Annotated in this window: 22 protein-coding genes; 4 read left to right on the forward strand and 18 right to left on the reverse strand. The window is 74.1% G+C overall.

Annotation, left to right across the window (positions count from 1 at the left end; genetic code table 11):
* Nucleotides 1-1,901, reverse strand: a 1,901-nt coding sequence (locus tag ACYVKY_RS04750) for a glycosyltransferase (protein WP_460433848.1), incomplete at its 3' end; no start/stop codon positions are given.
* Nucleotides 1,898-2,833: a glycosyltransferase family 2 protein gene (locus ACYVKY_RS04755; protein WP_460433869.1), complete on the reverse strand. Its 936-nt coding sequence runs from the start codon at nucleotides 2,831-2,833 to the stop codon at nucleotides 1,898-1,900. The genes ACYVKY_RS04750 and ACYVKY_RS04755, both read right to left, overlap by 4 nt.
* A gap of 149 nt (nucleotides 2,834-2,982) precedes the next feature.
* Here ACYVKY_RS04755 and rfbA point away from each other — a divergent pair, with 149 nt between their 5' ends.
* Nucleotides 2,983-3,852 carry a sugar nucleotidyltransferase gene (gene rfbA / locus ACYVKY_RS04760; protein WP_460433849.1) on the forward strand — a complete coding sequence of 290 codons (870 nt, stop codon included), beginning with the start codon at nucleotides 2,983-2,985 and terminating at the stop codon, nucleotides 3,850-3,852.
* A gap of 25 nt (nucleotides 3,853-3,877) precedes the next feature.
* Here rfbA and rfbD read toward each other — a convergent pair whose 3' ends face one another.
* From rfbD to ACYVKY_RS04815, 11 genes are all read right to left on the reverse strand, one after another.
* Nucleotides 3,878-4,732, reverse strand: coding sequence for an SDR family oxidoreductase (gene rfbD, locus ACYVKY_RS04765; RefSeq protein WP_460433850.1), 855 nt, complete (start codon nucleotides 4,730-4,732; stop codon nucleotides 3,878-3,880).
* A 17-nt stretch (nucleotides 4,733-4,749) separates the two neighbouring features.
* Nucleotides 4,750-6,546: an N-acetylmuramoyl-L-alanine amidase gene (locus ACYVKY_RS04770; RefSeq protein WP_460433851.1), complete on the reverse strand. Its 1,797-nt coding sequence runs from the start codon at nucleotides 6,544-6,546 to the stop codon at nucleotides 4,750-4,752.
* A gap of 103 nt (nucleotides 6,547-6,649) precedes the next feature.
* Entirely contained in the window at nucleotides 6,650-7,495 is an 846-nt protein-coding gene (locus ACYVKY_RS04775; RefSeq protein WP_460433852.1) for a class I SAM-dependent methyltransferase, read from the reverse strand.
* Nucleotides 7,496-7,550: 55 nt separating this feature from the next.
* Nucleotides 7,551-8,420, reverse strand: a complete 870-nt coding sequence (locus ACYVKY_RS04780) for a glycosyltransferase family 2 protein (RefSeq protein WP_460433853.1) — start codon at nucleotides 8,418-8,420, stop codon at nucleotides 7,551-7,553.
* Nucleotides 8,417-10,489 (reverse strand): glycoside hydrolase family 99-like domain-containing protein, encoded by a 2,073-nt coding sequence (locus ACYVKY_RS04785; RefSeq protein WP_460433854.1) that lies wholly within the window; start codon nucleotides 10,487-10,489, stop codon nucleotides 8,417-8,419. The genes ACYVKY_RS04780 and ACYVKY_RS04785 overlap by 4 nt, the downstream gene beginning before the upstream one ends.
* Complete coding sequence (locus ACYVKY_RS04790; RefSeq protein WP_460433855.1) at nucleotides 10,477-11,370, reverse strand: rhamnan synthesis F family protein; 894 nt, start codon at nucleotides 11,368-11,370, stop codon at nucleotides 10,477-10,479. Before ACYVKY_RS04790 ends, ACYVKY_RS04785 begins: the two co-directional genes overlap by 13 nt.
* Nucleotides 11,363-12,517, reverse strand: a complete 1,155-nt coding sequence (locus ACYVKY_RS04795; RefSeq protein WP_460433856.1) for a class I SAM-dependent methyltransferase — start codon at nucleotides 12,515-12,517, stop codon at nucleotides 11,363-11,365. Before ACYVKY_RS04795 ends, ACYVKY_RS04790 begins: the two co-directional genes overlap by 8 nt.
* Nucleotides 12,514-13,752, reverse strand: coding sequence for an ABC transporter ATP-binding protein (locus ACYVKY_RS04800; RefSeq protein WP_460433857.1), 1,239 nt, complete (start codon nucleotides 13,750-13,752; stop codon nucleotides 12,514-12,516). Before ACYVKY_RS04800 ends, ACYVKY_RS04795 begins: the two co-directional genes overlap by 4 nt.
* A complete protein-coding gene (locus tag ACYVKY_RS04805) occupies nucleotides 13,749-14,567 on the reverse strand; it encodes an ABC transporter permease (RefSeq protein WP_460433858.1) in 819 nt (272 codons plus the stop codon). The genes ACYVKY_RS04800 and ACYVKY_RS04805 overlap by 4 nt, the downstream gene beginning before the upstream one ends.
* Nucleotides 14,568-14,666: 99 nt before the next feature.
* Nucleotides 14,667-16,913: a SpoIID/LytB domain-containing protein gene (locus tag ACYVKY_RS04810; RefSeq protein WP_460433859.1), complete on the reverse strand. Its 2,247-nt coding sequence runs from the start codon at nucleotides 16,911-16,913 to the stop codon at nucleotides 14,667-14,669.
* A 104-nt stretch (nucleotides 16,914-17,017) separates the two neighbouring features.
* Nucleotides 17,018-18,181: an acyl-CoA dehydrogenase family protein gene (locus ACYVKY_RS04815; RefSeq protein WP_460433860.1), complete on the reverse strand. Its 1,164-nt coding sequence runs from the start codon at nucleotides 18,179-18,181 to the stop codon at nucleotides 17,018-17,020.
* A 254-nt stretch (nucleotides 18,182-18,435) separates the two neighbouring features.
* Between ACYVKY_RS04815 and ACYVKY_RS04820 the strand changes: the two genes are divergently transcribed.
* On the forward strand, nucleotides 18,436-20,199 hold the full coding sequence (locus tag ACYVKY_RS04820) for a hypothetical protein (RefSeq protein ID WP_460433861.1): 1,764 nt from the start codon (nucleotides 18,436-18,438) through the stop codon (nucleotides 20,197-20,199).
* Between the two features lie 30 nt (nucleotides 20,200-20,229).
* Here ACYVKY_RS04820 and ACYVKY_RS04825 read toward each other — a convergent pair whose 3' ends face one another.
* A complete protein-coding gene (locus tag ACYVKY_RS04825) occupies nucleotides 20,230-21,216 on the reverse strand; it encodes an LLM class F420-dependent oxidoreductase (protein ID WP_460433862.1) in 987 nt (328 codons plus the stop codon).
* An 87-nt stretch (nucleotides 21,217-21,303) separates the two neighbouring features.
* On the opposite strand from ACYVKY_RS04825, the gene ACYVKY_RS04830 reads away from it, so the two are divergent.
* Nucleotides 21,304-22,599 (forward strand): LCP family protein, encoded by a 1,296-nt coding sequence (locus ACYVKY_RS04830; protein ID WP_460433863.1) that lies wholly within the window; start codon nucleotides 21,304-21,306, stop codon nucleotides 22,597-22,599.
* A gap of 20 nt (nucleotides 22,600-22,619) precedes the next feature.
* On the opposite strand, the gene purE is transcribed toward ACYVKY_RS04830, so the two are convergent.
* Complete coding sequence (gene purE / locus ACYVKY_RS04835; protein WP_460433870.1) at nucleotides 22,620-23,108, reverse strand: 5-(carboxyamino)imidazole ribonucleotide mutase; 489 nt, start codon at nucleotides 23,106-23,108, stop codon at nucleotides 22,620-22,622.
* A gap of 53 nt (nucleotides 23,109-23,161) precedes the next feature.
* Complete coding sequence (locus tag ACYVKY_RS04840) at nucleotides 23,162-24,331, reverse strand: 5-(carboxyamino)imidazole ribonucleotide synthase (protein WP_460433864.1); 1,170 nt, start codon at nucleotides 24,329-24,331, stop codon at nucleotides 23,162-23,164.
* Nucleotides 24,332-24,432: 101 nt separating this feature from the next.
* Between ACYVKY_RS04840 and ACYVKY_RS04845 the strand changes: the two genes are divergently transcribed.
* Nucleotides 24,433-24,957: a GtrA family protein gene (locus ACYVKY_RS04845; protein ID WP_460433865.1), complete on the forward strand. Its 525-nt coding sequence runs from the start codon at nucleotides 24,433-24,435 to the stop codon at nucleotides 24,955-24,957.
* On the opposite strand, the gene ACYVKY_RS04850 is transcribed toward ACYVKY_RS04845, so the two are convergent.
* Both ACYVKY_RS04850 and ACYVKY_RS04855 read right to left on the reverse strand, forming a co-directional pair.
* Nucleotides 24,942-25,535 carry a dihydrofolate reductase family protein gene (locus ACYVKY_RS04850; RefSeq protein WP_460433866.1) on the reverse strand — a complete coding sequence of 198 codons (594 nt, stop codon included), beginning with the start codon at nucleotides 25,533-25,535 and terminating at the stop codon, nucleotides 24,942-24,944. The two genes, ACYVKY_RS04845 and ACYVKY_RS04850, sit on opposite strands and share 16 nt — an antisense overlap.
* Nucleotides 25,536-25,583: 48 nt before the next feature.
* Nucleotides 25,584-25,892, reverse strand: a 309-nt coding sequence (locus ACYVKY_RS04855; protein WP_460433867.1) for an SCO7613 C-terminal domain-containing membrane protein, incomplete at its 5' end; no start/stop codon positions are given.

Genomic DNA, 25,892 nt, shown 5'->3' on the forward strand with positions numbered 1-25,892 from the left:
GCGGGGACGCGGCCCGAGGCGACGATGCCGACGCCGCGGCCCGGCACCGCGCGCGAGAGCGCCGCGAACGGGGCCACCGCCACCCGCACGACGCCGCCGAGGCGCTGCCCGGGCTGGCGCCACCGGCCGCTGAGCGCGGTGCGGTCGCTCATCGACTCCTCGGCGTCGTGGCCGTGGCCGTGGCCCGCCGAGCCGGCCGCCCCCGCGGAGCGGTTGCGCACGGCCTCGAGCAGGTAGCCGAGCGGCCAGCCGTACAGGCGCACCCGCACGTCCTGCAGGCCGACGTCGACGAGCAGCGCGCGCAGCACCTGCGGGTCGTAGCGCCGGAAGTGGCCCACGCGCCGGTCGCCGGCACCGAACCGGTGCTGCCACGCCGGCACCGACAGCACGACGGCGCCGCCGGGCCGCACCCGCGCCACCCACGAGCCCAGCGCGCCGCGGTCGTCGTCGATGTGCTCGAGCACCTCGAAGGCGCACGCGGCGTCGAACAGCTCGTCGGCACCGAGGGCGGTGTCGTCCCCGTGCAGCACGCGCCCGCGGCTCCCGAGCCGCTCGGCGGCGACGCGGTACGACGCCTCGTCCGGCTCGACCCCGGTGTAGTCGTAGGTGCCGGCGAGCCGAGCGCCGGCGGCGCCCTGGCCGCACCCGAGCTCGAGCAGGGTGCGCGGTGCGGTGCGGGCGAGCTCGCGCTCGATCAGCGGCCACCGCATGCTCGCGGACGGGCTGAGCGGGGGCAGCGGGTCGGTGCGGGCGGGCATCGCGATCCTCTCGGTCAGGGGGCCGACCACGGCGGCGGGCCCGAAGCGCTCGGCAGCCACCCGGGCCGCCTCCCGCCGGTGGTGGTCGACCAGCGCCGGGTCGCCGGCGAGGCGGGTCAGGGTCGCGGCCAGGGCCGCGGCGTCGCCGGGGGGCACGTACAGCGCGGCGTCGCCGAGGGCGCGCCGCTGCGGGGCGGTGCCGGAGGTCACGACGGCGCAGCCGGCGGCGGCCCCCTGGTACACCTTCGTCGGGACGACGCGGGCGGCCTTGGCGGTCGTGCCGAACACCCCGAGGCAGACGTCGTGCCCGGCGACCAGCGCGGGGAGCTGGTCCGGGGCGACCCAGGGCAGCCAGGTGACCCGCGGGTCGTCGCCGAGCACCCGGCGGACCGCGGCCTCGTCCTGCCCGCCGCCCACCAGCGTCAGGCGCACCGGCACGTCCGGCCCGATCGCCGCCACCGCCTGCGCCAGGGTGGTGGTGCCCTGCAGCGGGGTGAACAGGCCGAAGAACACGACCGACAGGTCCGCGGACGCCCGGTCGGGGTGCTCGCGGCGCTCGGCGGCGGCGCGCGCCGCCGCGAACCAGCGCTCCGCCGCACCCACCGGCACCTCGACGACCTTGTTGGCGTCCTGCGGCCGCGCGAGCGTCGCCGACTCGGCGGTGTCGACGACGACGACGTCCGCGGCGCGGGTGGCGGCGTGGTCGAGGCGGTCCAGCGCGGCCAGCACCGCGCTGCCGGTCGCTCCCCGGTCGCGGGCGGTGTCGGCGGCGAAGACGAGCTGGTCGAGCACGAGGGTGGCGCGGGGGAACAGCAGCCGGGCGAGGTGCACGTCGAAGTGGCCCAGGTAGCCCACCAGCACGACGTCGGGACGCCGGGTGCGCGCCGCGGCCCGGCCGCGGACGGCGAGCCGCACCCAGGTGCGCACCAGCGCGGCCGCGAGCAGCGGCAGCCGCCAGGGCCGCTGCAGCATCCCCACCCGGGCGGCGGTGTCGAGCGGCAGCGGCTCGTTCACCTCGGTGACCTCGAGGCCGCGCGCGCGCAGCCCGTCGACGAGCACCGCGACCCGCGGGTGCAGGTCCGGGCGGTAGGTGCCGAACGCGAGGACGCGCGGGCGCGCGGCGCCCGCGGGCGGGCCGCTCACTCCGGCCGGGAGCGGACGATGAGGTCCGCGAGCAGCGCGACGGCGCCGATGATCAGGCCGGTGAGGATGATGAGCACCGTGTTGACCGGGATGTAGACCGGCGGCACCACCAGGTCGACGACGGCCTTGACGAACCCGATCAGCAGCAGCCACAGCGCGATCGGCATCAGCACCTTGAGCGGATTGAAGTACATCGTCATCCGCAGCACCTGGAGGATGTAGCGGTAGGCGTCGCGGAACGGGTGGAACTTCGACTGGCCCGAGCGCTTGGCGTAGTCGATGTCGATGTACTCGACCGGGTGCTGGTTCGACAGGAACGACAGCGTGAGCGTCGTCACGCAGGAGAACCCGGGGGGCAGCAGCCGCAGGTACGGCAGCGACACCGAGCGGCGGAACGCGCGCAGGCCGGAGTTCAGGTCGGGGATCGACGTGCCCGACAGCCGCTCGGCGAACTTGCGGATCACCCACTTCGCGGGGACGCGCAGCACCTTGTGCGTGCCCTCCTCGGTGCGGCGCGCCCCGACGACCTGGTCGCAGCCCGGGTTGCGCAGCAGGTGGTCGACGAACTCGGGGATGCGCTCGTTCGGGTAGGTCATGTCGGCGTCGGTCCACACCACGATCTCGCCGTGGGCCTCGCGGCTGCCGATGCGCCGTGCCGTGCCCGAGCCGCCGTTGCGCTGGAAGGGCATGAGCCGCATGTGCGGGAAGCGCGGCTGCACCTCGCGCAGGACCTGCAGGGTGTCGTCGGTCGACCTGTCGTCGATGACGAGCAGCTCGTAGGTGTGCGGGCTGGCGTCCATCGCCGTGGTGATGCGCTCGATCTCGGCCACCACGTGGTCGCGCTCGTTGTAGCAGGGCAGCACGATCGTCACGAGCGGGTGGCGGGAGGCGGCGTCGTCGGGACCGGTCGAGACGTGCGTCGCCGTGGTCAGGTCGCTCACTGTCGTCCTTCGTGCGGGGGCTGCGGGGGGTCGCCGCCCGTCGGGCGACCGGCCCACGGTAGTACGCCCGGGGCCCCGGTCCCGACCCGGACGGGCGCCGCGCGGGCCGCTGCCGTGCGGGCCGCTGCCATACTGGCCGGATGCGAGGAATCATCCTGGCCGGAGGCTCCGGAACCCGACTGCACCCCATCACGATGGGGATCAGCAAGCAGCTCGTGCCCGTCTACGACAAGCCGATGATCTACTACCCGCTGACCACGCTGATGCTCGCGGGCATCCGCGAGGTGCTGGTCATCACGACCCCCCACGACGCCGAGCAGTTCCAGCGGCTCCTGGGCGACGGCTCGCAGTTCGGCATCTCGCTCACCTACGCCCAGCAGCCGAGCCCGGACGGCCTGGCGCAGGCGTTCCTCATCGGCGAGGAGTTCCTCGGCGGTGAGCCCGCCGCGCTCGTGCTCGGCGACAACATCTTCCACGGCTCGAGCCTGGGCTCGCAGCTGCAGCGGTTCGGCGACATCGACGGCGGCGCGGTCTTCGCCTACTGGGTGAGCGACGCCACCGCGTACGGCGTCGTCGAGTTCGGCCCGGACGGGCGCGCGATCTCGCTCGAGGAGAAGCCGGCGCAGCCGCGCAGCAACTACGCCGTGCCCGGCCTGTACTTCTACTCCGGCGACGTCGTCGAGGTGGCCAAGGAGCTGCGCCCCTCGCCGCGCGGCGAGCTCGAGATCACCGACCTGAACCGGGTCTACATGGAGCAGCAGCGCCTGCGGGTCGAGGTGCTCCCCCGCGGCACCGCCTGGCTCGACACCGGCACGTTCGACTCGCTGCTCGACGCCGGCAACTTCGTGCACACCCTCGAGGCGCGGCAGGGGCTGAAGATCGGCTGCCCCGAGGAGGTCGCGTGGCGCCAGGGCTTCCTCACCGACGACGAGCTGCGCACCCGCGCCGACGCGCTGGTCAAGAGCGGCTACGGCGCCTACCTGCACGAGGTGCTCGCGCGCGGGAAGTGAGCCGCGCGTCGCGGTGGGCGCGGCCTCAGCCGAGGTCGCGCAGCACCGCCGCGGACGCCTGCGCCCAGCGCTCGTCCCACGGCCCGATCGGCTCGACGCCGGCGGCCCGCAGGGCGTCGTGCCCGAGCACCGAGTACGCCGGGCGCGGCGCGGGCCGCACGAACGTCGAGGAGTCGGTCGGATGCACCATCCCCGGGTCCTTGCCCGCGGCCTGGACCACGCGCTGCGCGAAGCCGAACCAGCTCGTGCTGCCCGACGACGTGCCGTGGTAGGTACCCGACGGGGCGCCGGAGGCGACCAGCCGCACGACCAGGTCGGCGAGGTCGACCGTCCAGGTGGGCTGCCCGACCTGGTCGTCGACGACGTCGAGGTGGTCGCGCTGGCTGGCGGCGCGCGCGATCGTCTTCGGGAAGTTCGGGCCGTGCTCGCCGTACAGCCAGGCGGTGCGCACGACGTAGTGGTCGGGGCAGGCGGCCGCGACCGCCCACTCGCCCGCGGCCTTGGTGCGGCCGTACGCCCCCACCGGGTGCTGGGGGTCGTCCTCGCCGTAGGGCTCGGTCGCGTCGCCCGCGAACACGTAGTCGGTCGAGATCTGCACCAGGCGGGCGCCGACCGCGGCGCACGCCCGTGCGACGTGGGCGGCGGCGGTCGCGTTGACCGTGAAGGCCGCGCCCTCCTTCTCCTCCGCGGCGTCGACCGCGGTGAAGGCGGCGCAGTTCACCACCACCTCGGCGTCGCCGACGGCCGCACGGGCCTGCTCGGGGTCGGTGAGGTCGTGGTCGGCGATGTCGACGCCGCGCACCTCGTGCCCGGCCGCGCGCACCGCGGCCACGAGGTCGGTGCCGAGCATGCCCTGGGCGCCCGTGATCAGCCATCTCACGACGGCGACCCTACCCGTCAGGGCACGGCGACCGACTGGCAGCCGAGCAGCTTGTCGGCGCCGTTCGAGACGTTCACGCCGTAGGCGCAGACCCGGTACGTCGTGCCCCGCGGCACCTGCACCGTGCCGCTGAACCCGTGGTTCGCCCCGTAGTACGGGTAGGCCTTCCCGACGTCCGGGCGCGAGCGGTTCGCCAGCGTCGGGGCGCCCCGCCCGGAGGCGTCGAGCCAGACGTAGATCGGGTTGCGGGTGTCGGGGTCGAAGGACCACCCGCTGGCCGTGATCGTGGCCACCGAGCCCGAGACCGCCTGCTGCGTCACGCGTTCCAGGTTGCCGGTCGGGTGGCCCTGGACGAAGACCTTGCGGCACCCCAGCGTGCTCGCCCGTCCGGCGCCGTAGTTGACGCCGTACACGCAGACGTCGTGCCAGCCGGGCGGCGCGGTCACCGTCACGTCGAAGCCGTGCGCCGGCCCCTTGCCGGGGAACGCGCGGCCGACGTCCGGCCGGTCGCGGTTCGCGAGCGCGGGTCCGCCGACGCCGTCGACGTTCACCCACACGTAGATCGGCTGGTACGTCTCGGGATCGAGGGTCCAGCCGGTGGCGCGGATGCTGGTGAAGCCGGTGCTCGCCGTCTCGAGGTTGCCGAGCGGGTCGGCGCCCATGACGGCGGCGACGTCGGCGCGCAGCCGCGGCAGCAGGTCGTACATGCGCTGGCCCGGGCACGCGGTGTTGCCGGCGTCGCGGTGGCCGGAGATCACCGGGAACGTCACCTGCGTGCCGTCCGGGTACCTCGACGTCGTCCCGGCCGCGCCGGAGGCGGTCAGCACCTGGGTGCCGAGGGCGTCGCCCTTCTCCAGCACGATCTTCCAGGCGAGCATGTCGCGCACCGCGGTGTAGGTCGACTGCGGCACCGCGAAGGTGCTGAAGTCGCCGAGCAGCGAGATCGCCCAGCTGTCGGTGTTGAACCCGCCGGTCGCGCCGCTGCGCACGGCGCGGTCGACGCCGCCGGCGCGCGCCTCGAACAGCCGGCCGAACTTGTCGGCGATGACGTTGTACGGGATGTCGCAGTACCCGGTGCCGAGGGCGTAGGTGTACAGGTTCCGCATCATCATCGGCACCTGCTCGGCCGAGTAGCTGTTGCTGTCGGCCGTGTGGTGCACGAAGAAGACCTTGGCGCGCTGGTTGTAGTCGGGCGTCCGGCAGCCCTCGGGCTTGAGGTTCTCGTCGGCACCCCACTGCGCGCGGCTCGCCACGAACGGGCGGGCGGCCAGCGCGTCGGCCGTCGCGAAGGGCCCCGAGTCCAGGTTCGTGTCGGCGGACCGCACCTCGCCGCCGACGGTGAGCAGGCGCAGCCCGGGCACCGCCAGGCCGCCCTCGACGCGCAGCTCGGCCGCGGTGGCCTCCCCCACCCACAGCGGCTCGGTCGACGGCGCGACCGAGGCGCCCTCGGGCGTGTCGGCGTCGGGCGCGTAGTCGCGCTCGTGCAGCTCCTCCCAGCCGCTCCAGCCGCTCGCACCGCGGGTGCGCACCTGCAGGGTGGCGCCGGCCGGGAGCGCGCCGGAGTCCCAGGTCGCGCCGACCATCTGCAGCTCGCCCTCGTAGGAGGTGGCGCTGCCGGCGGCGGCGCGCGAACCCTCGACGGGCGTCTGGTCGAGCTCGGACGGCGCCGCGAGCGCGGCACCCGCCGCCGTCAGGTCGACGACCGGGGCGACGAGCAGGGCGCCGGTGAGCAGGGTCGACAGGACGGCGGTCAGGGCCAGGCGGCGGCCGCGGGCGTGCTGGACGGAGGTCGTCGGCTGGGGAAGCACCGGCACCACTTCCGGGTCTCGGGGGAGGTCGGGCCCAGGAAGGGTAACCCCGCCCCGGCCCGCCCGGGACGGATCAGGACGAAAGAGCGCGTCGAAAGGGCGCGTCGCGTCAGCGGCGGCGCAGCACCATCACGACCTGCTCGTTCACCGACGGGTCGTCGACGAGCCGCTCCTCGTGCAGGCCCGGCGCGTGCGAGGCGACCCAGGCGGCCGGCATCGCGGCCCAGCCGTAGAAGTCGGCGGTCAGCACCCCGCCACCACCGGTCGCGGCGTAGGCGAACCGGCCCTGCCGGTATCCCTCCAGCGCGGCCTGCGGGTCCTCGAACCAGCCGCCCATCGCGCGCTCGAACTCGTTGGCGTCGGACTTGCGGCGCGCGCCGGCGCACTTCGCGAGGAACCGCTCGCCCTGGGTCGTGAGGACGAGCGCGCCGCCGGGACGCAGCACCCGCTCGATCTCGGTGACCCAGTGGGCGGCGGCGTCCTCGGACAGGTGCGAGAACACCGAGAAGGCGTAGACCAGGTCCATCGACGCGTCGTCGTACGGCAGCGAGCCGTCGGGCTGGATCTGCTGCAGCTGCCCGGGCACGCCGGTGTCGCGGCAGACCTGGAGGATCTCGCCGTCGACGTCGACGCCGTGCAGGCGGGACAGGTCGGCGTCGCGACCGTAGAACCGGATGAGCCGGCCCCACCCGACGCCGAAGTCGAGGATGTCGGCCTCGCCGACGGGCACCGCGAGCGCCTGCTTGCAGATGCGGTAGACGCCGAAGCACTCCCGCAGCGCCTCGCCGCCGCTCCAGCCGACGAACCGCGCCTGGACGTCGGCGGGCGGACCCGACGGGACGCCCTCGCGACCGTGCTCCAGCCCCTCGATCAGCAGGTCCAGGTACTCCTCGTCGCGGTCGCGCTCGACCGGCTGCGCGGGCTGCTGGTCGCGCTTGAAGCGGCGGAAGATCATCGGGCTGGCTCCTCGGGGTGGGCGGTCCCGCTCGGGCGGGCCGGGCGTGGCGATCCTAGCGATCGGACGGGGCGCCGCCGACGAGCGCCGCGGCGGCGGAGACGGCATCGCGCAGCGGCCCCGGACGGCGTGCCTGCAGCCGCAGCCGCACGAACTGCAGCGGGTAGCGCGCCAGCAGCCGGGCCTCGTGGCGGCGGCGCAGCCAGGTGCGGCTCCGGCTGCGGCCGAACGACCCGCCGCCGTCGTGCAGCACGTAGCAGCGCAGCGCGAGGCGGTGCGTCCAGCCGGCGCGCACGGCCCGCATGCTCCAGTCGACCTCCTCGCCGTACCCGGGGCTGAACACCTCGTCGAAGCCGCCGAGCGCGCCGAGGGCGTCGGCGTGCAGCAGCACGCAGTGCCCGATCGCCACCGGCAGGTGCACCGAGCGGGGCAGGTCGGACGGCGCCGCGCGCAGCCGCCGCGCGGCCTGCTCGGCCGCGGCCTCCACGGAGCCCGGGCCGCCCGCGTGCGGCGGCAGGGGCACGGACGCGATGCTCGCCTCGTTCGCCAGGGCGGTCGCGCTCGCGACCCGCTCCCCCGCCGGGACGTCGCCGAGCACCGCCCGCAGCTCCTCGAGCCACCCGTCCGCGACGACGACGTCGGAGTTCACCAGCGCGACGTGGTGGCCGGGTACCTCGGCGAGGGCGCGGTTCACCGTCCGGGGGAACCCGAGGTTGCGGTCGTTGCGCACGAGCCGCACCTCGCGCGGGGACCTCGCCCAGGACGCGAGCAGCGCGTCGTCGACGCGCTCGGCGCCGTGGTCGTCGACGACCACCAGCCGCACGGCGGGGTCGGTCGTCGCGTCGACCGCCCGGACGCAGCGCTCGGCCAGGTCGAGCCGCCCGTGCACCGGGACGACGACCGCCACCGGCGCGCGGTCGCTCATCCCAGCAGGACGTCGCGGACGGCGTGCAGGTACGTGGGCCCGAACCGGTCGCTCGGCTCGAGCACCGCACCCTCGGCCCACTCGTTCCAGGCGTTGACGAACACCAGGCGCTGCTGGGGGTCGCGGTCCTCGACCGCCCGCACGGCCGCACGCAGCCAGCGGCGGAAGGTGTACGGGTTCGAGCCGAACCACACGTCCGAGCTCCACTGCCGCCGCGCGGTGTTGTCGAAGGTGACCATGACGCCGGGGTGGTGGTCGGGGCGGTTGCGGGTCAGCCGGTCCTCGGCGTCGCGCACCATCGCGCCGTAGCTGAGCAGGTTGCCGCTGAAGCGCTGGTCGACGTGCAGGCCGGCGTGCGGGAGCCACTCCCACAGCAGGTTGTGCGGCGGGAAGCCGAGGCTGCCGTCGAGGTTGTTCTGCGCCGGGCTGCCGCTCATGCCGTCGAACTCGCTCGCGACGTCGACGTTCAGCAGGTAGAGCTCGCCGACACCGGCCTCGCGGGCGCGGCGCCGCCACTCGGCCGCGACCTGCGGGAAGTCGGGGATCTGGCCGACGCGGTAGACGGCGACGACGGGGCGTCCGTCGACGCGCAGGTACCGCTCGTCGCGCAGGAACTCCATGACGTCGTCGACGAAGTCGGCCGCGGGCACGTGGTCGTGGTCCTGGCCGATCAGGACGTCGGTGGTGCGGCCGTCCCAGCGGCGGGTCCAGTTCTCGTTGGCCCACATCACGCAGAACGGGAAGTCGACGTCGCCCGCGAGCAGCTGCTCGATCGGCAGGTTCATCAGCCGCCGGCCGGCGAAGCAGTAGTAGTAGTACATGAACCCGCCGATGCCGACGGCGTCCGCCATCCGGGCCTGCTGCTCGCGGACGGCGTCGACCCGCAGGTCGTAGAAGCCGACGTCGAGCGGGATCTTCGGCTGGTGGTGGCCGAGGTACGCGGGCCGGGCGGCGCTGACGTTCGTCCACTCGGTGAAACCCCGTCCCCACCAGCGGTCGTTCTCGGCGAAGGGGTGGAACTGCGGCAGGTAGAACGGCACGACGCGGGCGCGCGGCTCGCGCTCGGTGCCGGCGTCCCAGTGCTCCCAGCCGGTGCCGTCGCCGGTGACCTCGCCGCGCTCGCGCACCGACAGCCCCGCCTCGCGCGCGACGACGCCGACGATGCGCTCGACGGCGTGCGCCGCGGTGGCGTTCACCTGGCCGGCCTCGGCCTCGAAGTCGTGCTCGGACAGGTTGAGCGAGCGCAGGCCGGTGAGCACGAAGCCGCGCACCCAGTACATCGACCCGGCCGCGAACCGCAGGTCGTCCTCGACGAGCGACAGCTCGATGCGACGCAGCAGCGCCCGCGTCGTGCCCTGGTTGTCGCCCCAGTACTCGGGTCCGAGGACGCTGCCGTCCGCGGTGACGACGCCCAGGTCGGGGTCGGTGTGGAAGGCGCCGAGCAGCTCGCGCACCTGCTCCTCGCTGCCGAGCAGCGACCCGAGCAGCTCGGCGCGCCACTGCTCGCCGCTGCCGCCGAGCTCGTGGTCGGCCCGCCAGACGCTCTCCTTGGTGTGCACCTTGAGCACCAGCTCGTACGGGTCGAGCAGGCCGGCGTTGACGACCTTGACGAGCGGGAGGATGTCGCGGCCGTGGTTGGCGACGTCGAGCACCACCTGGTGCCGCACGTGCGGCACGGCCGAGGTGTCGAGCTCGACCTGCTCGCCGCTCGCGTTGGTGACGACGAGGTCGAAGGGCACCGGCACGTGGGCGAGGTGCTCGACGATCTCGGGCAGCAGGTGCGCGTAGTAGACGTGCACGAGCACGGCGACGCGCGCCGGGTCGGGGAACGGCAGCTCGTCGTGGGTGCGCCACTCCTCGGGGAAGCCGGCGGCGCGCCGGCCGCCGAGCCGCTCGGCCCACGACGACAGCTCCGGACCCTGCGGGCCGTCGCCGTCGCCCCACGGGCGGCGGAAGCCGAGCTCGGCGGCCGCCCGCGAGAGCCGGCGGCGGGCGCCGGCCACCGTGTAGCGGCGCAGCCGCGGTCGGGGCAGCCTGCGCAGCAGGTCGGTCGCCTTCACGTGGTCCACTCTCCCAGTTCCTCGCCGTACAGCTCGCGGACGACCTCGGGCACCCGGTGCGCGTCGGGCGCCACCTCGGGCTCGGTCAGCAGCTGGCGCTTCACGAACGGCATACCGGCACGCAGCAGCCCCTCCCAGCCGAGGATCACCGGGTTGAGCCCCGGCTCGACCACGAGGTGCTGCCCGAACCGCGCCCGCGCGGCGTAGCCCTCGCGGGCCAGCAGCCGCGAGAGCCCGATCTCGTACGCGAAGATGATCTGCTGCTTGTCGGGCTGCAGCCGCACGCCGTCCCAGAACGCGCGCAGCGGCCGGTCGGCCAGCACGCCGTCGCGGAAGCCGAGGACGTAGCTCTGCAGGTGGTGGCCGAACTGCAGCGTGTCGGTCAGCCCCCACACGTCGGTGCCGACGGCGCCGTCGAAGTCGGCCAGCAGCGGGGCGAGCGGGGCGAACGGGCCGACCATGCTGTCGTTGAGCAGCAGCACCCGGCGGGCGGCGCGCACCCGCGGGTGGCGGTGCAGGCCCACGGCCCAGGAGCCGAAGTCGTAGCCGGTGTTCGGACGGCGCAGCACGACCACGCCGTCGCCGGGGCCGTCGGGACCCCACTCGAGCGGGCCCGGCGCGGTCGAGGTCGACACGACCAGCACCTCGTAGCCGTTCGTCGCGAGCTCGCGCACCAGCACGCGGGTCGAGCGCGGCACGCGCTCGTCCGGCGACCACTGGGCGAGCACGGCGACCCGGTCGGGGGCCCAGCCGTCGCGCGTCAGCGGGTCGGTGCCGTGCTCGACGCGCACGTCGGCACCGACGTCGACGACGCGGGCCAGCGGCGGTCGCCAGCGCGCGGCCGCGCCGGCGAGCCGGCGAGCCGTGCGCAGCAGCGGACGGTCAGTCACCCAGCGACCGCACCTTGCGCAGCGGGGCGGTCACCTTCCACGAGGTCGTGCCGCGGATCTCGCGCAGCTGCTCGTGGGCCGCCTCCAGCTGGCGGCGCAGCTCGGCGACCTCGTCGTCGAGGGAGGACGCCCGCTGGTCGGAGGCCTCGCGGGTCAGCACCGCGGCGTCGCGGGTCGCGATGATCTCGGCGGTGGACGCGGCGGCGGCGCGGGTCTCGAGCAGCGAGGCGACGGTGCCGGTCTGCTGCGCGAACGGCGCGAACCGGTCCTCGCGGTCGAGCACGACGATGCTGTCGTAGACGTGCAGGCCGCCGACGTGCTCGGTCCAGACCGGGTGGACGTGGTCGCCGTCCTCGCGCACGTGGTAGCCGTGCACGTCGTCGACGCGGCTCTTGGCCCACTCGACGAACGTGCCCTCGCGGCGCAGGCCGCCGCCGTACTCGGGCCAGTACGAGGTGTGGCAGTCCTCGACGAGGTACACACCACCGGGCACGACGTGGTCGAACAGCGCCTCGGCAGAGGCGATCTGCTGCTCCATGGTGTGGCCGCCGTCGTCGATCACGACGTCGAACGGGCCGTGCTCGGCGGCGAGCCGCGCCAGGAACTGCGGGTCGGCCTGGTCGCCGAGCACCACCTGGTGGCGCTGGCCCACGACCGTCTTCGCGACGTCGTCGACGTCGACGCCGACCAGCTGCGCCTTCTCGCCGAAGTACCAGCGCCACATGTCGAGGCCGCCGCCGCGGTAGACGCCGATCTCGAGGATCTTGGCGTCGGTGCCGCGCCACGGCGCGAGGTGGCGGTCGTACACCGGGAAGTAGTGCGGCCACTTGTCGAGCACCGCGCCGGTGCGGTTGGCCATGGCGTAGGCGAACAGCGGGTTGTCGACGAGCTCGCGCCAGCCGCTGCCGGTGTAGAACGCGGCGCGGTAGACCTCGTTCACCAGCCCCTGCGGCGCGCCGTGCAGCCGCAGCGCGTCGCCGACGGCGCGGGCCCGGCCCGGCACGTCGTCGGCCGAGCGCAGGGCGTCGGCGAGCGCGGCGCGCAGCGCCGGGTCGAGGTCCTCGGACTCCTCGACGCCCGCGACGGCGCGGTCGGCCTCGCCCGTGAGGAGGCGCCGCATCAGCTCGCCGAAGATCTCGTCGTTCACAGGTCCTCCTGGGTCTGGCCCACCGGGACGCCGGCCGGTCGCGGCGTCCACGTGCCGTACATCTGCATCAGTCCGGGCTCGTCCGAGCCCGACCCCCGGACCTTGAGGTCGAACTCGCCCTCGGCGTAGTCGTAGGTGTGACCCCGGCTGACCACGGCGGTGGTGACGTCGTACGCGCCCGGCATGAGCGGGAGCGGGTCCAGACGGTAGTCGATGACGCCCCGCCCGGGCTGCAGCTGCAGGTCGCGCACGCTGGCCCGCGAGTTGGGCCCCGCGACGGTCACGCCCGACTCGTGCACGAAGGCCAGGCCGAAGACGGCGTCGGACACCGGCTGGTCGGCCTCGTAGTGCATCCGGATCGTGCCACCGCGGTTCGACAGCAGCACCGACACCGGCTTGCCCGCCTCGTCGAGGTACTCGACCGAGGTGACCCGCACCTCGCCGGAGCCGAGCCGGCGCCACTCGCTGCCCTCGGGGCCGACCTGGGCGCCCTCGACCTCCTTCTCGTTCACGTCGGAGAGGTAGGAGCGGACGATCTCGCGCGCCTCCCCCACCTGGCGCACGCGGCCGTGGTCGAGCCAGACCGCGCCGTCGCAGAGGTCCTGCACGATGCCGAGCGAGTGCGAGACCAGCACGATGGTGGTGCCGCGCTTGCGCAGCTCGTGCAGGTGGTCGAAGCACTTGCGCTGGAACTCCTCGTCGCCCACCGCGATGATCTCGTCGACGATGAGGATCTCGGGGTCGAGCGTGACGGCGATCGAGAACCCGAGCCGCACGTACATGCCGCTGGAGTAGACCTTCACGGGTGCGTCGATGAACTCGCCGATGCCGGCGAAGTCGACGATGCGGTCCATCGAGGCGTCGATCTGCTTGCGCGACAGGCCGAGGATGGCGCCGTTCAGCCGGATGTTCTCGCGGCCGGTGAGCTCGCCGTGGAAGCCGGCGCCGAGCTCGAGCAGCGCCGAGACCCGCCCGTTCACCTCGACCGTGCCGCTGGTCGGCCGGTGGATGCCGGCGAGCGTCTTCAGCGCCGTCGACTTGCCGGACCCGTTGTGCCCCACCAGCGCGAAGGTCGAGCCGCGGGGCACCTCGAAGGACGCGTCGCGCAGCGCCCAGAACTCGTTGCCGCCCTTGCTGCGTCCGCGGACGAACAGCTCCTTGACGCTGTCGCGCGACTCGCCCTTGAGGCGGAACCGCTTCGACAGGTTGGTGGCGACGATCGCGTTGTCGGTCACAGCTCCTCGCTCAGGTCGCGGCCGCGGGCGCGGTAGACGAGCACGCCGGCGGCGGCGCCCGCCGCCGCCCAGCCGAGCAGGTACAGCCAGGCCTGCCAGGCCCCCGGCTGGAGGTCGTAGACGAGCGCGCGGAAGAGCTCGACCGAGGTCGTCATCGGGTTGAGGTGGATCAGGTCGCGCAGCGGGATCCCGTTCCACTCCTCGGGGATGTTGCTGACCAGGTAGATGATCGGAGTGCCGTAGAAGAGCAGCTGCAGCGCCACCGAGACCAGGTGCTGCAGGTCGCGGAAGTGCACGTTCAGCACCGCCAGCGCGACCGACATGCCGGTGCCCATCGCCACGACGAGCACGAACCAGAACGGCACCAGCAGCCACGTCCACGAGACGTTCGTCAGGAGCCCCAGCACGACGAGCACCAGCCCGAGCTCGACCGCCCAGCGGATGAGGACCGAGACCACCGAGCCCAGCACCGGGGCGTAGGCGGGGAAGTAGATCTTCTTCAGCAGCGGACCGGCCGCGAGCAGCGACCCCATGCCCGAGGTGACCGGGTTCGCCCAGAGCGCCCACGCGACCAGGCCGCAGTAGAGCCAGACCGGGAAGATGCCGTCTCGGCCGTTGCCGAACGCCGGGGGCTCGAGCCGGAAGATCACCGAGAACACGATCGTGTACGTCGCCAGCGTGGCGATCGGCACCACCAGCGACCACAGCCAGCCGATCGCGGTGCCGGTGAACTGCGACTTCAGGTCCCGCTGCGCGAAGTTCCAGATCAGGCTCCGGTAGCGCAGCAGCGACGCCGCCTGCGTGCCTGTGGCCATGCGTGCGGATCCTCCCGGAGGTGGGGACGGGGTGCTCGGGGTCGTCACGAGCGGCGCCCCCGCCGAGGTCACCGGGGAGTCTAGAGCACCTCGTCCGGGCTACCCGACGTCGACGGTGGCGCACCCCAGGGAGGTGGAGGTGCCGCCCCAGGTGTCCAGCGCCCGCGCGCACACCGAGTGCCGGCCGCGCGGCAGCGGCAGCTGGGCGTCGAGGCCGTGCGCCGTGCCGTACGCCGGGTACGACTTCGCCACGTCGGGACGCGAGACCGAGGCCGGGACGACGACGCGCGACCCGTTCGAGCCGGTGAGCTCGATCGAGACCGGGCCGGTGCTGTCGGGGTCGATCGCCCAGCCCTGCACGCGGGCGGCGCCCGTGAGCCCCGTCACGCGCTCGAGGTTGCCGAACGGCGACCCCGTCACGGTGACGCGGTGGCAGCCGACGACCTGGCTCCAGCCGGGGCCGATGTTCGTGCCCCACACGCACACGTCCTGGGTGCCCGGCCCGAGCGGCACGCGACCCTCGAAACCGTGCAGGTCGCCGTAGCCGGGGAACGCCCTGCCGACGTCCGCCCGCGACCGGTTCGCCTGCAGGAGGTGGTCGGTGGTCGTGGCACCGCGGGTGACCCGCACCAGCGCCGAGGTGCTCGCCGCGGTGTCCGGGTCGATCACCCAGCCCTTCACGGTGGCGTCGGCGCGGCCGACCGTGACCGACTCGGGGTTGCCGAAGGGGTCGTTGCGCACGGCCGCCGTGCGGCACCCGAGCTGCCCGTGCTGCCCCGCGCCCACGTTCTCGGCGGTGGCGCACACCTGCAGCGACGGCGCGGTCGCCGGCAGCACGACCTCGAACCCGTGCGCGTCGCCCACGCCGGGGAACGCCTTGCCGACGTCCGGGCGGGAGCGGTCGGCGGTGACGTAGCTCGCGGTGCCGGCGTACTGCAGGTAGACCCGGATCGGGCCGGTGCCCGCGTCGCGGTCGAGCGCCCACCCGGAGACCTTGACGCCGCCCGGCACCTGCACGACCGACTCGAGGTTCCCGGTCGCGTTCGTGCCCGGCGCCTGCTGCACCACGGTGAGGTACGACGAGTACACGCCGAGGCCGGAGCGCACCTGGGTGTCGCCGCTCAGCACCTGCTGCCCGGCCGAGCCCTCGACCACCATCCGCAGGATCCGGCCGCCCCACTCGCCGCCGCCGTCGCGCTGGGTGACCCGCAGGCGCTGCACCGTGCCCACGGCCGGGTAGCGCGACTGCAGCTCGGCCGCGGTGACGGTGTCGGTCCAGTCCTTGCGGGTGTTGCCGGACGGCAGCCGGTCCCACGCGTCGGCCTTGACCACCTGGTACGGCAGCGAGGTGCTGCCCGCGGTCCAGCCGCCGTTGCTGCTGCTGAACTGGGTGAGCGCGACCTGTCCGTTGTGCACCAGGTGACGGCCCGACGTCGCCGCGATCGCCGCGTCGGTGCGCGCGTCCTCCTCGGCGGTGGCGACGTTCCAGCCGCCGTCGTAGGCCGCGAACCCCTGGTAGACCTGGCTGCGCACGCTGTCGTAGACGTCGAACGTGCCGCCCGTGCGGCCGGCGGCCTCGCGCATCGCGTAGGAGCGCGCGGCCACGGCCTGCGCCTGCAGCGACGCGGAGGGCCACGACGCGGACACCTCGTTGGGCACCACCGAGCGCAGGTACTGCTCGTACGGCAGGTGGCTCGTGGCGGCGACCAGGCCGGAGAGCAGCTGGGCGCGCACCTCGCCGCGGTAGCCACGGCGCTCGCCGTCGACCGCCGACAGCAGGCCGACGGTGCCGTCGCCGCCGTCGCCCGCGTTCGTGCTGGCGACGACCGGGTACGCGGCGTCGACGGTCGGCGCGGTCAGCCACGCCTGCCAGGTCGCGCCGTCGCAGCTGCCCTCGACCTGCACGTCGGCCGCGCCGTTCCTCACGACGCGCCAGAGCTTGATCTGGCCGCAGGTCAGGTTCGCCGGGGCGAGCGGGTTGTTCCAGCCCGCTCCCTCGAGGAAGTAGGTGAAGCGCAGCCCGCGCTCGGGCTGGAACCCCACCCAGGTCGAGCGCGACATCCGCTCGAGCCGCACGCGCACGCCGGTGGTGGCCGGCGCCGTGGCGGTGGTGGTGCCCGGGTAGTAGAACGCCAGGATCTCGTCGGCGGTGCGCCCCTGCGTCGCGGCGCCGTACGCGCCCCACTGCGACATGCCCCACCCGTGGCCCCAGCCGTGGCCGGAGAACCGGAAGACGCCGTCGGCGGGACGCTCGTACACCTCGTCGACGGCCTGCGCGGGGGAGACGCCGAGCAGCGTCGCCGCGAGGACCGCGACGGCGCAGCAGAGCGCGCGGAGCCTGGTCATGCGCCCGACGGTACATGCCCGTTCGGGGCCCTGTGGGCGAAACGACTGGATCACGAACGGGTCTCGACGACCTCGTCGGGCCCCGTGTTGCGCCCGAACCCCTCTCAGCCCTTGAGCAGCTGGCGCGCCATCACCAGGCGCTGCACCTGGTTGGTGCCCTCGTAGATCTGGGTGATCTTGGCGTCGCGCATCATCCGCTCGAGCGGGAAGTCCTGCACGTAGCCCGCGCCGCCGAGCAGCTGCACCGCGTCGGTCGTCACCTGCATCGCGACGTCGGAGGCGTAGCACTTGGCGGCGGCGCCGAAGAACGGCAGGTCGGCGTCGCCCCGCTCGGACTTGGCGGCGGCCACGTAGACCATCTGGCGCGCGGCCTCGAGCTGCATCGCCATGTCGGCGAGCATGAACTGGATGCCCTGGAAGTCGGCGATGCGCTGACCGAACTGCTTGCGCTCCTTGACGTACGCCACCGCCTGGTCGATCGCGCCCTGCGCGATGCCCACGGCCTGCGCGCCGATGGTGACCCGGGTGTGGTCGAGCGTGCGCAGCGCGGTCTTCAGGCCGTCGCCGACCTCGCCGACGCGCCGGTCGTCGCCGATGCGCACCCGGTCGAGGTGCAGCTCGCGGGTGGGCGAGCCCTTGATGCCGAGCTTGCGCTCCTTCTCGCCGTAGGTGAAGCCCTCGTCGCCGTCCTCGAGCACGAACGCGGTGACGTTGCGGCCGCGCGGGCCGTCGGGGTCGGTGACGGCCATCACCGTGTAGAAGCGGGAGACGCCGGCGTTGGTGATCCACGACTTCTGGCCGGTGAGCACCCACTCGTCGCCGTCGCGGACCGCGCGGGTGCGCATCGCCGCGGTGTCGGAACCGGCCTCGCGCTCGGACAGGCCGTACGAGAAGCCGCCCTCCCCCGCGGCGAGCGGGGTGAGGTAGCGCTGCTTGACCTCGTCGGAGGCCGCGAGCACCAGCGGCATCGAGCCCAGCTTGTTCACCGCGGGGATGAGCGACGACGACGCGCACACCCGCGCGACCTCCTCGATCACGATGCAGACCGCGAGCGCGTCGGCGCCGACGCCGCCGTGCTCCTCGCCCACGTGCGGGGCGTGGAAGTCGGCCGCGGTCAGCGCGTCCGAGGCCTCCTGCGGGTAGCGCGACCGCTCGTCGACGTCCGCGGCGTGCGGCGCGATCTTCGCCTCGGCGAGGGCGCGGACGGCGGCCCGCAGCTCCTCGTGGTCGTCGCTGGTGCGGAACAGGTCGAACTCGGTACCGGTCACCCCCGGATATTACTGGCCGGTACGCCCCCGGGGCACCGGTAGCCTCCCGCTCGCCCACCTCCCGGTGGCGTGCTCGCGTGTCGCTCTGCGTGTCCGCCGGTCACACGTGGTAGCGCCCGAGGGCTCAAGGTCCCCGCGAACCGGCCCGAAGAGGTCACGAGGTCCGGCACCACGCGTCCGCCTGAGGCGTGGGCCGACGGGCCCCGATCGAACCGACCGAAGCACGCTCCGTCGCACCACGAGGTTCCTCCCCCATGCTCCGCAGGCTCACCCGCTCGTCCCGTCCCCAGCGCGTGCTCGCCCTCGCCGTGGCCCTCGCGGCCTGCCTGGTCGTGCTCGTCGCCCCCGGCCCGGCCCGCGCGGCCGCCGTCCCCGTCGCGCCGACGTTCCCGTCGTACATCGACCCGTACGTCCCGTGGGAGCCCGAGACGCTCTGCCAGCCGACCGCCAAGCCCGGCGCCGTGGAGTTCCAGCGCCTGCTGCAGCGCACCTACGGCACCTCGATCGCCTCGAACATCACCCGCGCGTGCAGCGGCTCCGGGTCCAGCGGCCACCACGCGGGCCGCGCGCTCGACTGGATGACCAACGTGCGCAACCCGGCGCAGGCCGACATCGGCTGGTCGATGGTGAACTGGCTGCTGGCGACGGACCAGTACGGCAACAAGCACGCGATGGCCCGCCGGCTCGGTCTGCAGTACATCATCTGGGACAGCAAGATGTTCCGGCTCTACAACACCAGCGCGGGCTGGACGGAGTACCAGAACTGCGTGAGCGTGCGCACCGGCCCGGCCGACGACAACAGCTGCCACCGCAACCACGTGCACTTCTCGTTCACCTGGGCGGGCGCGGAGATGCGCACCTCCTGGTACCAGATGGCCGGCTGGACCAAGGGCCCCTGCCCCGAGCAGAGCAAGCAGGCCGCCTGGACCGCACCGGCCGCCCGTCCGCTCGGCCTGGTCCCGATGACGCCCGGGCGCCTGGTCGACTCCCGCTCGGCCGACGTCGTGCCCGGCGGCTGCTTCCTGGCCCCCGGCTCCCGCCGCGACGTCCAGGTGACCGGCAAGGCCGGGGTGCCGTCGAGCGGCGTCGCCGCGGTCGTGCTGAACGTCACGGCGGTGTCGCCGTGGCGCACCACCTGGTTGACCGCGTTCCCCGCGGGCGCGCCCACCCCGGCGACCAGCTCGGTGAACGCGAACGCCGGGCAGAGCACCGCCGCGACCGTCGTCGTGCCGGTCGGCACCGGCGGCAAGGTCAGCGTGCTCAACGGTCCCGGCGCGACCGAGCTGCTCGTCGACGTCGCCGGGTACTTCCCGACCGACGGGTCCGGCGTGAAGTACAACGCCGGCACCCCCACCCGCGTCCTCGACTACGTCGTCGAGGGCATGACCTGGACCACCACGTCGATGAGCGTGCCGCCCACGGCCACCGCCGTCGTCGCCAACGTGACGCTCGACCAGCCGGCGGGCCCGACCTTCGGCTCGATCGTGCCGAAGGAGGCGTCCACGACGCCGCGCACGTCGTCGATCAACGTCGGCGCCGGCCGCACCGGGGCGAACCGGGTGATCACGCAGGTCGACGGGTCGACCACGTCGCTGTTCACCGACCGCCGGGCGCGGGCGATCCTCGACGTCACCGGCTGGTACGCGCCGACGGGTGCCGCGTTCTACCCGCTGTCTCCGCACCGCGTCGCCGACTCCCGCACCGGCCTCGGCCTGCGCGGGCCGCTGGTGGGCGGCGTCGAGAACCGGCTCACCCTCGCCGGGGACGGCACCCAGGTGCCGGCCGGTGCCACCGCCGTGGTCGTCTCGCTGACGGCCACCAACGCGCCGCGCAACACCTGGGTCACCACGTGGCAGCCGGGGACGCCCGTGCCGTCGACGTCCGACGTCAACGTGATGCCGGGCGAGTCGCGGGCGAACCTGGTGATCGTGCCGCTCGCCGCGAACGGCCAGGCGGCGCTGAAGATCGGCAACGACCAGGCGCAGGTCGTCGTCGACGTGCTCGGCTACTACCGCTGAGCCGCCGCTGAGCAGAGGTCGTGCCGGCCCTCACCGCAGGGCCGGCACGACCTCGCGCTCGAACAGCTCGATCGACGAGCGGTCGTAGGCCGCGTCGGCGAAGTAGCAGATCGCGTACGCCAGCCCGTTGCCCTCGGCGGCGCGCAGCGTCTCGACGACCTGCTCGACCGTGCCCACGGCCGGGCCGTCGCGGAAGCCCTGCACGATGCCGTCGGCCCGCTCCGGGAGCACCCGGCGGTAGTGGTCCTCGATGCGGGCCAGCCGGTCCTGCACCTCGGCCTCGTCGCGACCGAGCACGACGTTGTAGTTGCCGCTGCGGGTGATCTCGGCGGGGTCGCGGCCGACGTCGCGGCAGTGCTCCTCGAGCACCGCCGACTTGCGCGCCCACACCTCGGGCGTGGCGTCGAAGTTGGTGTACTGCGCGTACTGCGCGGCCACGCGCAGGGTCTTCTTCTCCCCGCCACCTGCGATCCACAGCGGGATCCCGTTCTCCTGCAACGGCTTCGGGCGGACGATCGCGCCGTCGACCTGGTAGTGGCGGCCCTCGAGCGTCGCGCTGCCCGTCGTCCAGGCCTGCCGCATGATCTGCACGCCCTCGTCGAGCATCGCGATGCGCTCCCCGGCCCGCGGGAACCCGTAGCCGTAGGCGCGCCACTCGTGCTCGTACCAGCCGGCGCCGATGCCCATCTCGACCCGGCCGCCGCTCACGACGTCGACCGTCGCCGCGACCTTCGCGAGGTAGGCGGGATTCCGGTACGACATGCAGGTGCACATCTGCCCCAGCCGCACGCGCGAGGTCGACGCCGCGAACGCCGCCATCAGCGTCCACGCCTCGTGCGTCGCCTCCTGGGACGGCTCCGGCGTGGTGTGGAAGTGGTCGTAGACCCAGACCGACTCCCACGCGTCGCCGTCGTCGGCGTGCCGCGCCAGGCCCGACATGGTCGACCAGTGCTCGGCGGGGTCGATGCCGACCAGGTCGAAGCGCCAGCCCTGGGGGACGAACAGACCGAATCGCATGCGGCGACCCTACGACCGGGTGGTCGCGACCGCCCGACGGCGCGGTGCTGCACCGGGGGGCACGTCGCTGGCGTTACCGTTCCTGTCATGCCGAGCTCTCGCACACCGGGCTCCCGCACGCAGGGCTCCGGGGACGACGAGCCGCGCTGGGGCCCGGCCACCACCTACCGGGCCTCGCCCTCCGGCCGCCGCCGGCAGGCCCGCTCCGACGCCGGGCCGGCCGTCGCCGCCCCCGCCGCGCAGCGCGGGTACGATCGGTACGACGACGAGGACGACGGGTACGGCTCGCACGACGGGTACGACGACGGGTACGGCTCCGACGACGGGTACGGCCCCGCGTCGTCGTACGGGCGCTCGCGGCCCTCGGGCGGACGCACCGCGCCCCCGCCCCGCCAGGCGGCCGCACCGCGGCGCCGGCGCCGCCGTCCCGGCCGCACGCTCGCGCTGGTGCTCGTGCTCCTGCTGGTCGTGGCGGTCGCGTACCCGCTGCTGCTGGCGCGCACGGCCTCCCAGAACGTGCACCGGGTCGACGCGCTGTCGGGCTCCTCGCTCGCCGACACCCCGGGCCGCACGATCCTGGTCGTCGGCTCCGACACCCGCGACGGCACCGACCTCGAGGCGGTCGAGGGCGCGCGCACCGACACGATCCTGCTGCTGCACCGCCCGCGGACCGGTCCCACCGTGCTGCTGAGCATCCCGCGCGACTCGCTGGTCGAGATCCCCGGGTACGGCGACAACAAGGTGAACGCCGCGTACACCTTCGGCGGGCCGCCGCTGCTCGTCGCCACGATCGAGCAGGCCACGGGCGTCCACGTCGACGACTACGTCGAGACCGGCCTCGCCGGGTTCGGCCAGGTCGTCGACGCCGTCGGCGGGGTCACGATCTGCCCCACCCGCGACATGGACGACGTGATGGCGAACCTGAACGTGGTGGCCGGGTGCCAGGAGGCCGACGGCACGACCGCGCTGGCCTACGCGCGGTCGCGCTACGAGGACCCGCTCGGCGACCTCGGCCGCGCCCAGCGTCAGCGCGAGGTCATGGCCGCCATCGCCGGCAAGGCCTTCACGCCGTCCACCGTGCTCAACCCGTTCACCTCGTTCCCGCTGGCGAAGGCCGGTGGCAACGCGCTGACGATGGACGAGACCGACTCGACGGCCGACCTCGGCTGGTTCCTCCTGGCGATGCGCGACAGCGCCGGCGGCGAGGGGCTCTCCCTCACGGTGCCGGTCGCCGACACGACGCGCCGCACCGAGCACGGCGTCGTCGTCGACTGGGACGAGGAGCAGGCCGAGACGGTGTTCCAGGCGCTGCGCGACTCCTCGACCGAGGCGGTGCGCCCGATCGCCGAGGCGCAGCAGGCGGCGCTGCAGCCCGGCGGCTGACCGTCTCGCCCGTCGGGCCGTCAGCCCTCGGAGCGCCTGCGCCGCAACGCCGCGCCCTTGGCGTGCGCCTGGTCGCGCAGGTCGTCCTGGAACGAGGTCATCGCCGCGCGCAGGCGCCCGGCCTCGGGGCCGGTGCCTGCCGCGAGCACCCGCACCGCGAGCAGGCCCGCGTTGCGCGCCCCGCCGACCGAGACCGTGGCGACGGGCACGCCGGCGGGCATCTGGACGATCGACAGCAGCGAGTCCATGCCGTCGAGGTGCTTGAGCGGCACCGGGACGCCGATGACGGGCAGCGGCGTCACCGCCGCGAGCATGCCGGGCAGGTGGGCGGCACCGCCCGCACCCGCGACGATCACGCGCAGGCCGCGGTCGGCCGCCGTCCGCCCGTACTCGAGCATCTCGAGCGGCATCCGGTGCGCGGAGACGACGTCGGCCTCGTACGGGACGCCGAACTCCTCGAGCGCCTCGGCCGCCGCCTGCAGGACGGGCCAGTCGGAGTCGGACCCCATCACGACACCGACGACAGGTGTTGCGTCTGCGAGGTTCTCGGCGGGTGGCTGGCTCACGAGTCGATGACCCCCTCGATGAAGTCGGCGGCGTGGCGGGCGCGGGCGCGCACCTCGTCGAGGTCGTCGCCCCACGCGGTGACGTGCCCGACCTTGCGCCCGGGACGGACGCCCTTGCCGTACAGGTGCACCTTCACGGCCGGGTCGTGCGCCATGACGTGCAGGTAGGAGCGGTACAGGTCCTCGTACCGCCCGCCCAGGACGTTCGCCATCACCGTCCAGCGCGCCCGGGGCCGCACCTCGCCGAGCGGGAGGTCGAGCACGGCCCGCAGGTGCTGCTCGAACTGGGAGGTGGTCGAGCCGTCGATCGTCCAGTGGCCGCTGTTGTGCGGGCGCATCGCGAGCTCGTTCACCAGGAACCGGCCGTCGGCGGTCTCGAAGCCCTCGACGGCGAGCACTCCGGTGACGCCGAGCTCGCCCGCGACCTCGAGCGCGGCCCGGGTGGCCGACGTCGCGAGGTCGTCGTCGAGGCCCGGCGCGGGTGCGGTGACCTCCTTGCAGATGCCGTCGACCTGCACGGTCTCGACCACCGGCCACGCGGCGGCCTGCCCGGACGGGCTGCGCGCCACCAGGACGGCGAGCTCGCGCACGAAGTCGACGGCCTCCTCGACGAGCAGGCCGTCCGGGAACGAGGCGAACCAGTCGGTGGTGCCGTCGAGGTCATCGGCGGAGCGCAGCACGGCGACGCCCTTGCCGTCGTAGCCGCCGCGCGGGGTCTTCAGCACCACCGGCCACCCGGCGTCGGCCGCGAACGCCTCGACCTCGGCGGGCGAGGCGACCCTCGCCCAGCGCGGGCACGGGACCCCGAGCGCCTGCAGCCGCTCGCGCATGACCAGCTTGTCCTGCGCGTGCACGAGCGCCTGCGGCGGCGGCCCGACGGCGACGCCGTCGGCCTGCAGCGCGAGCAGGATCTCCTGCGGGACGTGCTCGTGGTCGAAGGTGAGCGCCGCGACGTCCTGCGCGACCGCGCGCACGGCCTCGGCGTCGGTGTGGTGGCCGACGCGCGTGTCGGCGATCACCTGGGCGGCGCTGTCACCGGCGTCGGTGGCCAGCAGCCGCAACCGCACGCCGAGCGCGATCGCGGCCTGCTGCATCATCCGCGCCAGCTGCCCGCTGCCGACGACCGCGACGGTCGGGAACCCTCCGGGCACCGTGGGGCTGCTCACGGGCGACCAGCCTAGGGTGTGGCGGGCCCGTGGTGACCACCAGGCTGCGGGGCCACCGGCTCCGAACCGCTCGGACGGAGCCCACCGGCGGAGGGAGCGCGGTGCACCTGCTCGGCCGGGTCCTCGACCGCGTGCGCGCCCTCGTCGGCGTGCTGTGGCGCGAGGTGATCAAGTTCGGCGTGGTCGGCGGGGTCGCCTACGTCGTCGACCTCGCCGTGTTCAACCTGCTGCGCTTCGGGCCGGGCGAGCTGCTCGGCGACAAGCCCCTGACGGCCAAGGCCGTCTCGGTGGCGGTGGCGACGTGCGTGGCCTGGTACGGCAACCGGCAGTGGACGTTCCGCCGCCGCCGCACAGCCGCCCCCGTCCGCGAGCTCGTGCAGTTCTTCGTCATCAACGGCATCGGGCTGGGCATCGGGCTGGCGTGCCTGTTCGTGTCGCACTACGTGCTGGGCCTGCGGACGCCGCTCGCCGACAACGTCTCCGCGAACGGCATCGGCCTCGTGCTGTCGACGCTGTTCCGGTTCTGGGCCTACCGCCGGTTCGTCTTCACCGCCGAGCTCGCCGACGACCCGGTGCTGGCGGTCGACGACGCGCCGGCACGCAGCACGGCTCAGCGGCGGGCGTAGACCAGCAGGACGACGCCGCTGTCGAACGGCCGGGTCGACACGAGCCGGAACCGGTCCACCGGAGCGGGTCCGGTCGCGGGCGGGTCGACCAGCGGTGCGCCCGCACCGAGCAGCACCGGGTTCAGCTTCAGGTGGATCTCGTCGATCTCGTCGCGCAGGGCCGCGGCGAGCGAACCGCCACCGCAGAGCCAGATGTCCTGTCCCTCTTCGGCCTTCAGCTCGCGGACCCGCTCGACGGCGTCGGTGCGCACGACCTCGATCGCGGGGTCGGCCGGCTCCCCCATCGTCGTCGAGAACACCAGGTGCCGCAGGTGCGGGTACGCGTTCTCGACGCCGAGCGCGAGTCCCATCTCGTACGAGACCCGGCCCTCGAGCACCGTGTCGAAGTGCCGGTGGGGCACGTCGGTCGTGCCGAGGTGCGCGCGCACGTGCGCGGGCAGCATCTCCGGGTACTCCTCGGCCAGCGCGAGCGCGTGGTCGCCCTCGAGCTCGAAGACGGTGCCGGACGGGTCCTCCCGCGAGGTCTCGGCGATGAAGCCGTCGAGGGTGGACGCGACGAGGTAGACGAGCTTGCGCATGGACCCGACCCTTTCACGGACGCGGTCGTCCGCCGACGGCGGCGCGCGTCACCGCAGCGACGCCACCCGCCGCCGCAGGCCGACGACGTCGCGCACCCGCGCCTCGTACCGCGCGCCGACCGCGAGCAGCACCGCGCCGACCACCGCGAGGGTGGCCCAGCGCGGGACGACCTGGTACGCCGCGGCGACCCAGGGCGCGAGCTGCACCACGGCGTGCACCGCGAGCACCAGGGAGGCGAGCACCACGGGCGCCTGCCAGCGCAGCCGCACCGCGACGAGCTGCGGGCCGGCGCTCCCGACGGCGAGCTGCTCGGGAGTGAGCACCGAGCCGCCGGTGGTCGAGGGCACCAGGCTCGG

It is taken from the genome of Angustibacter speluncae (assembly GCF_054777815.1).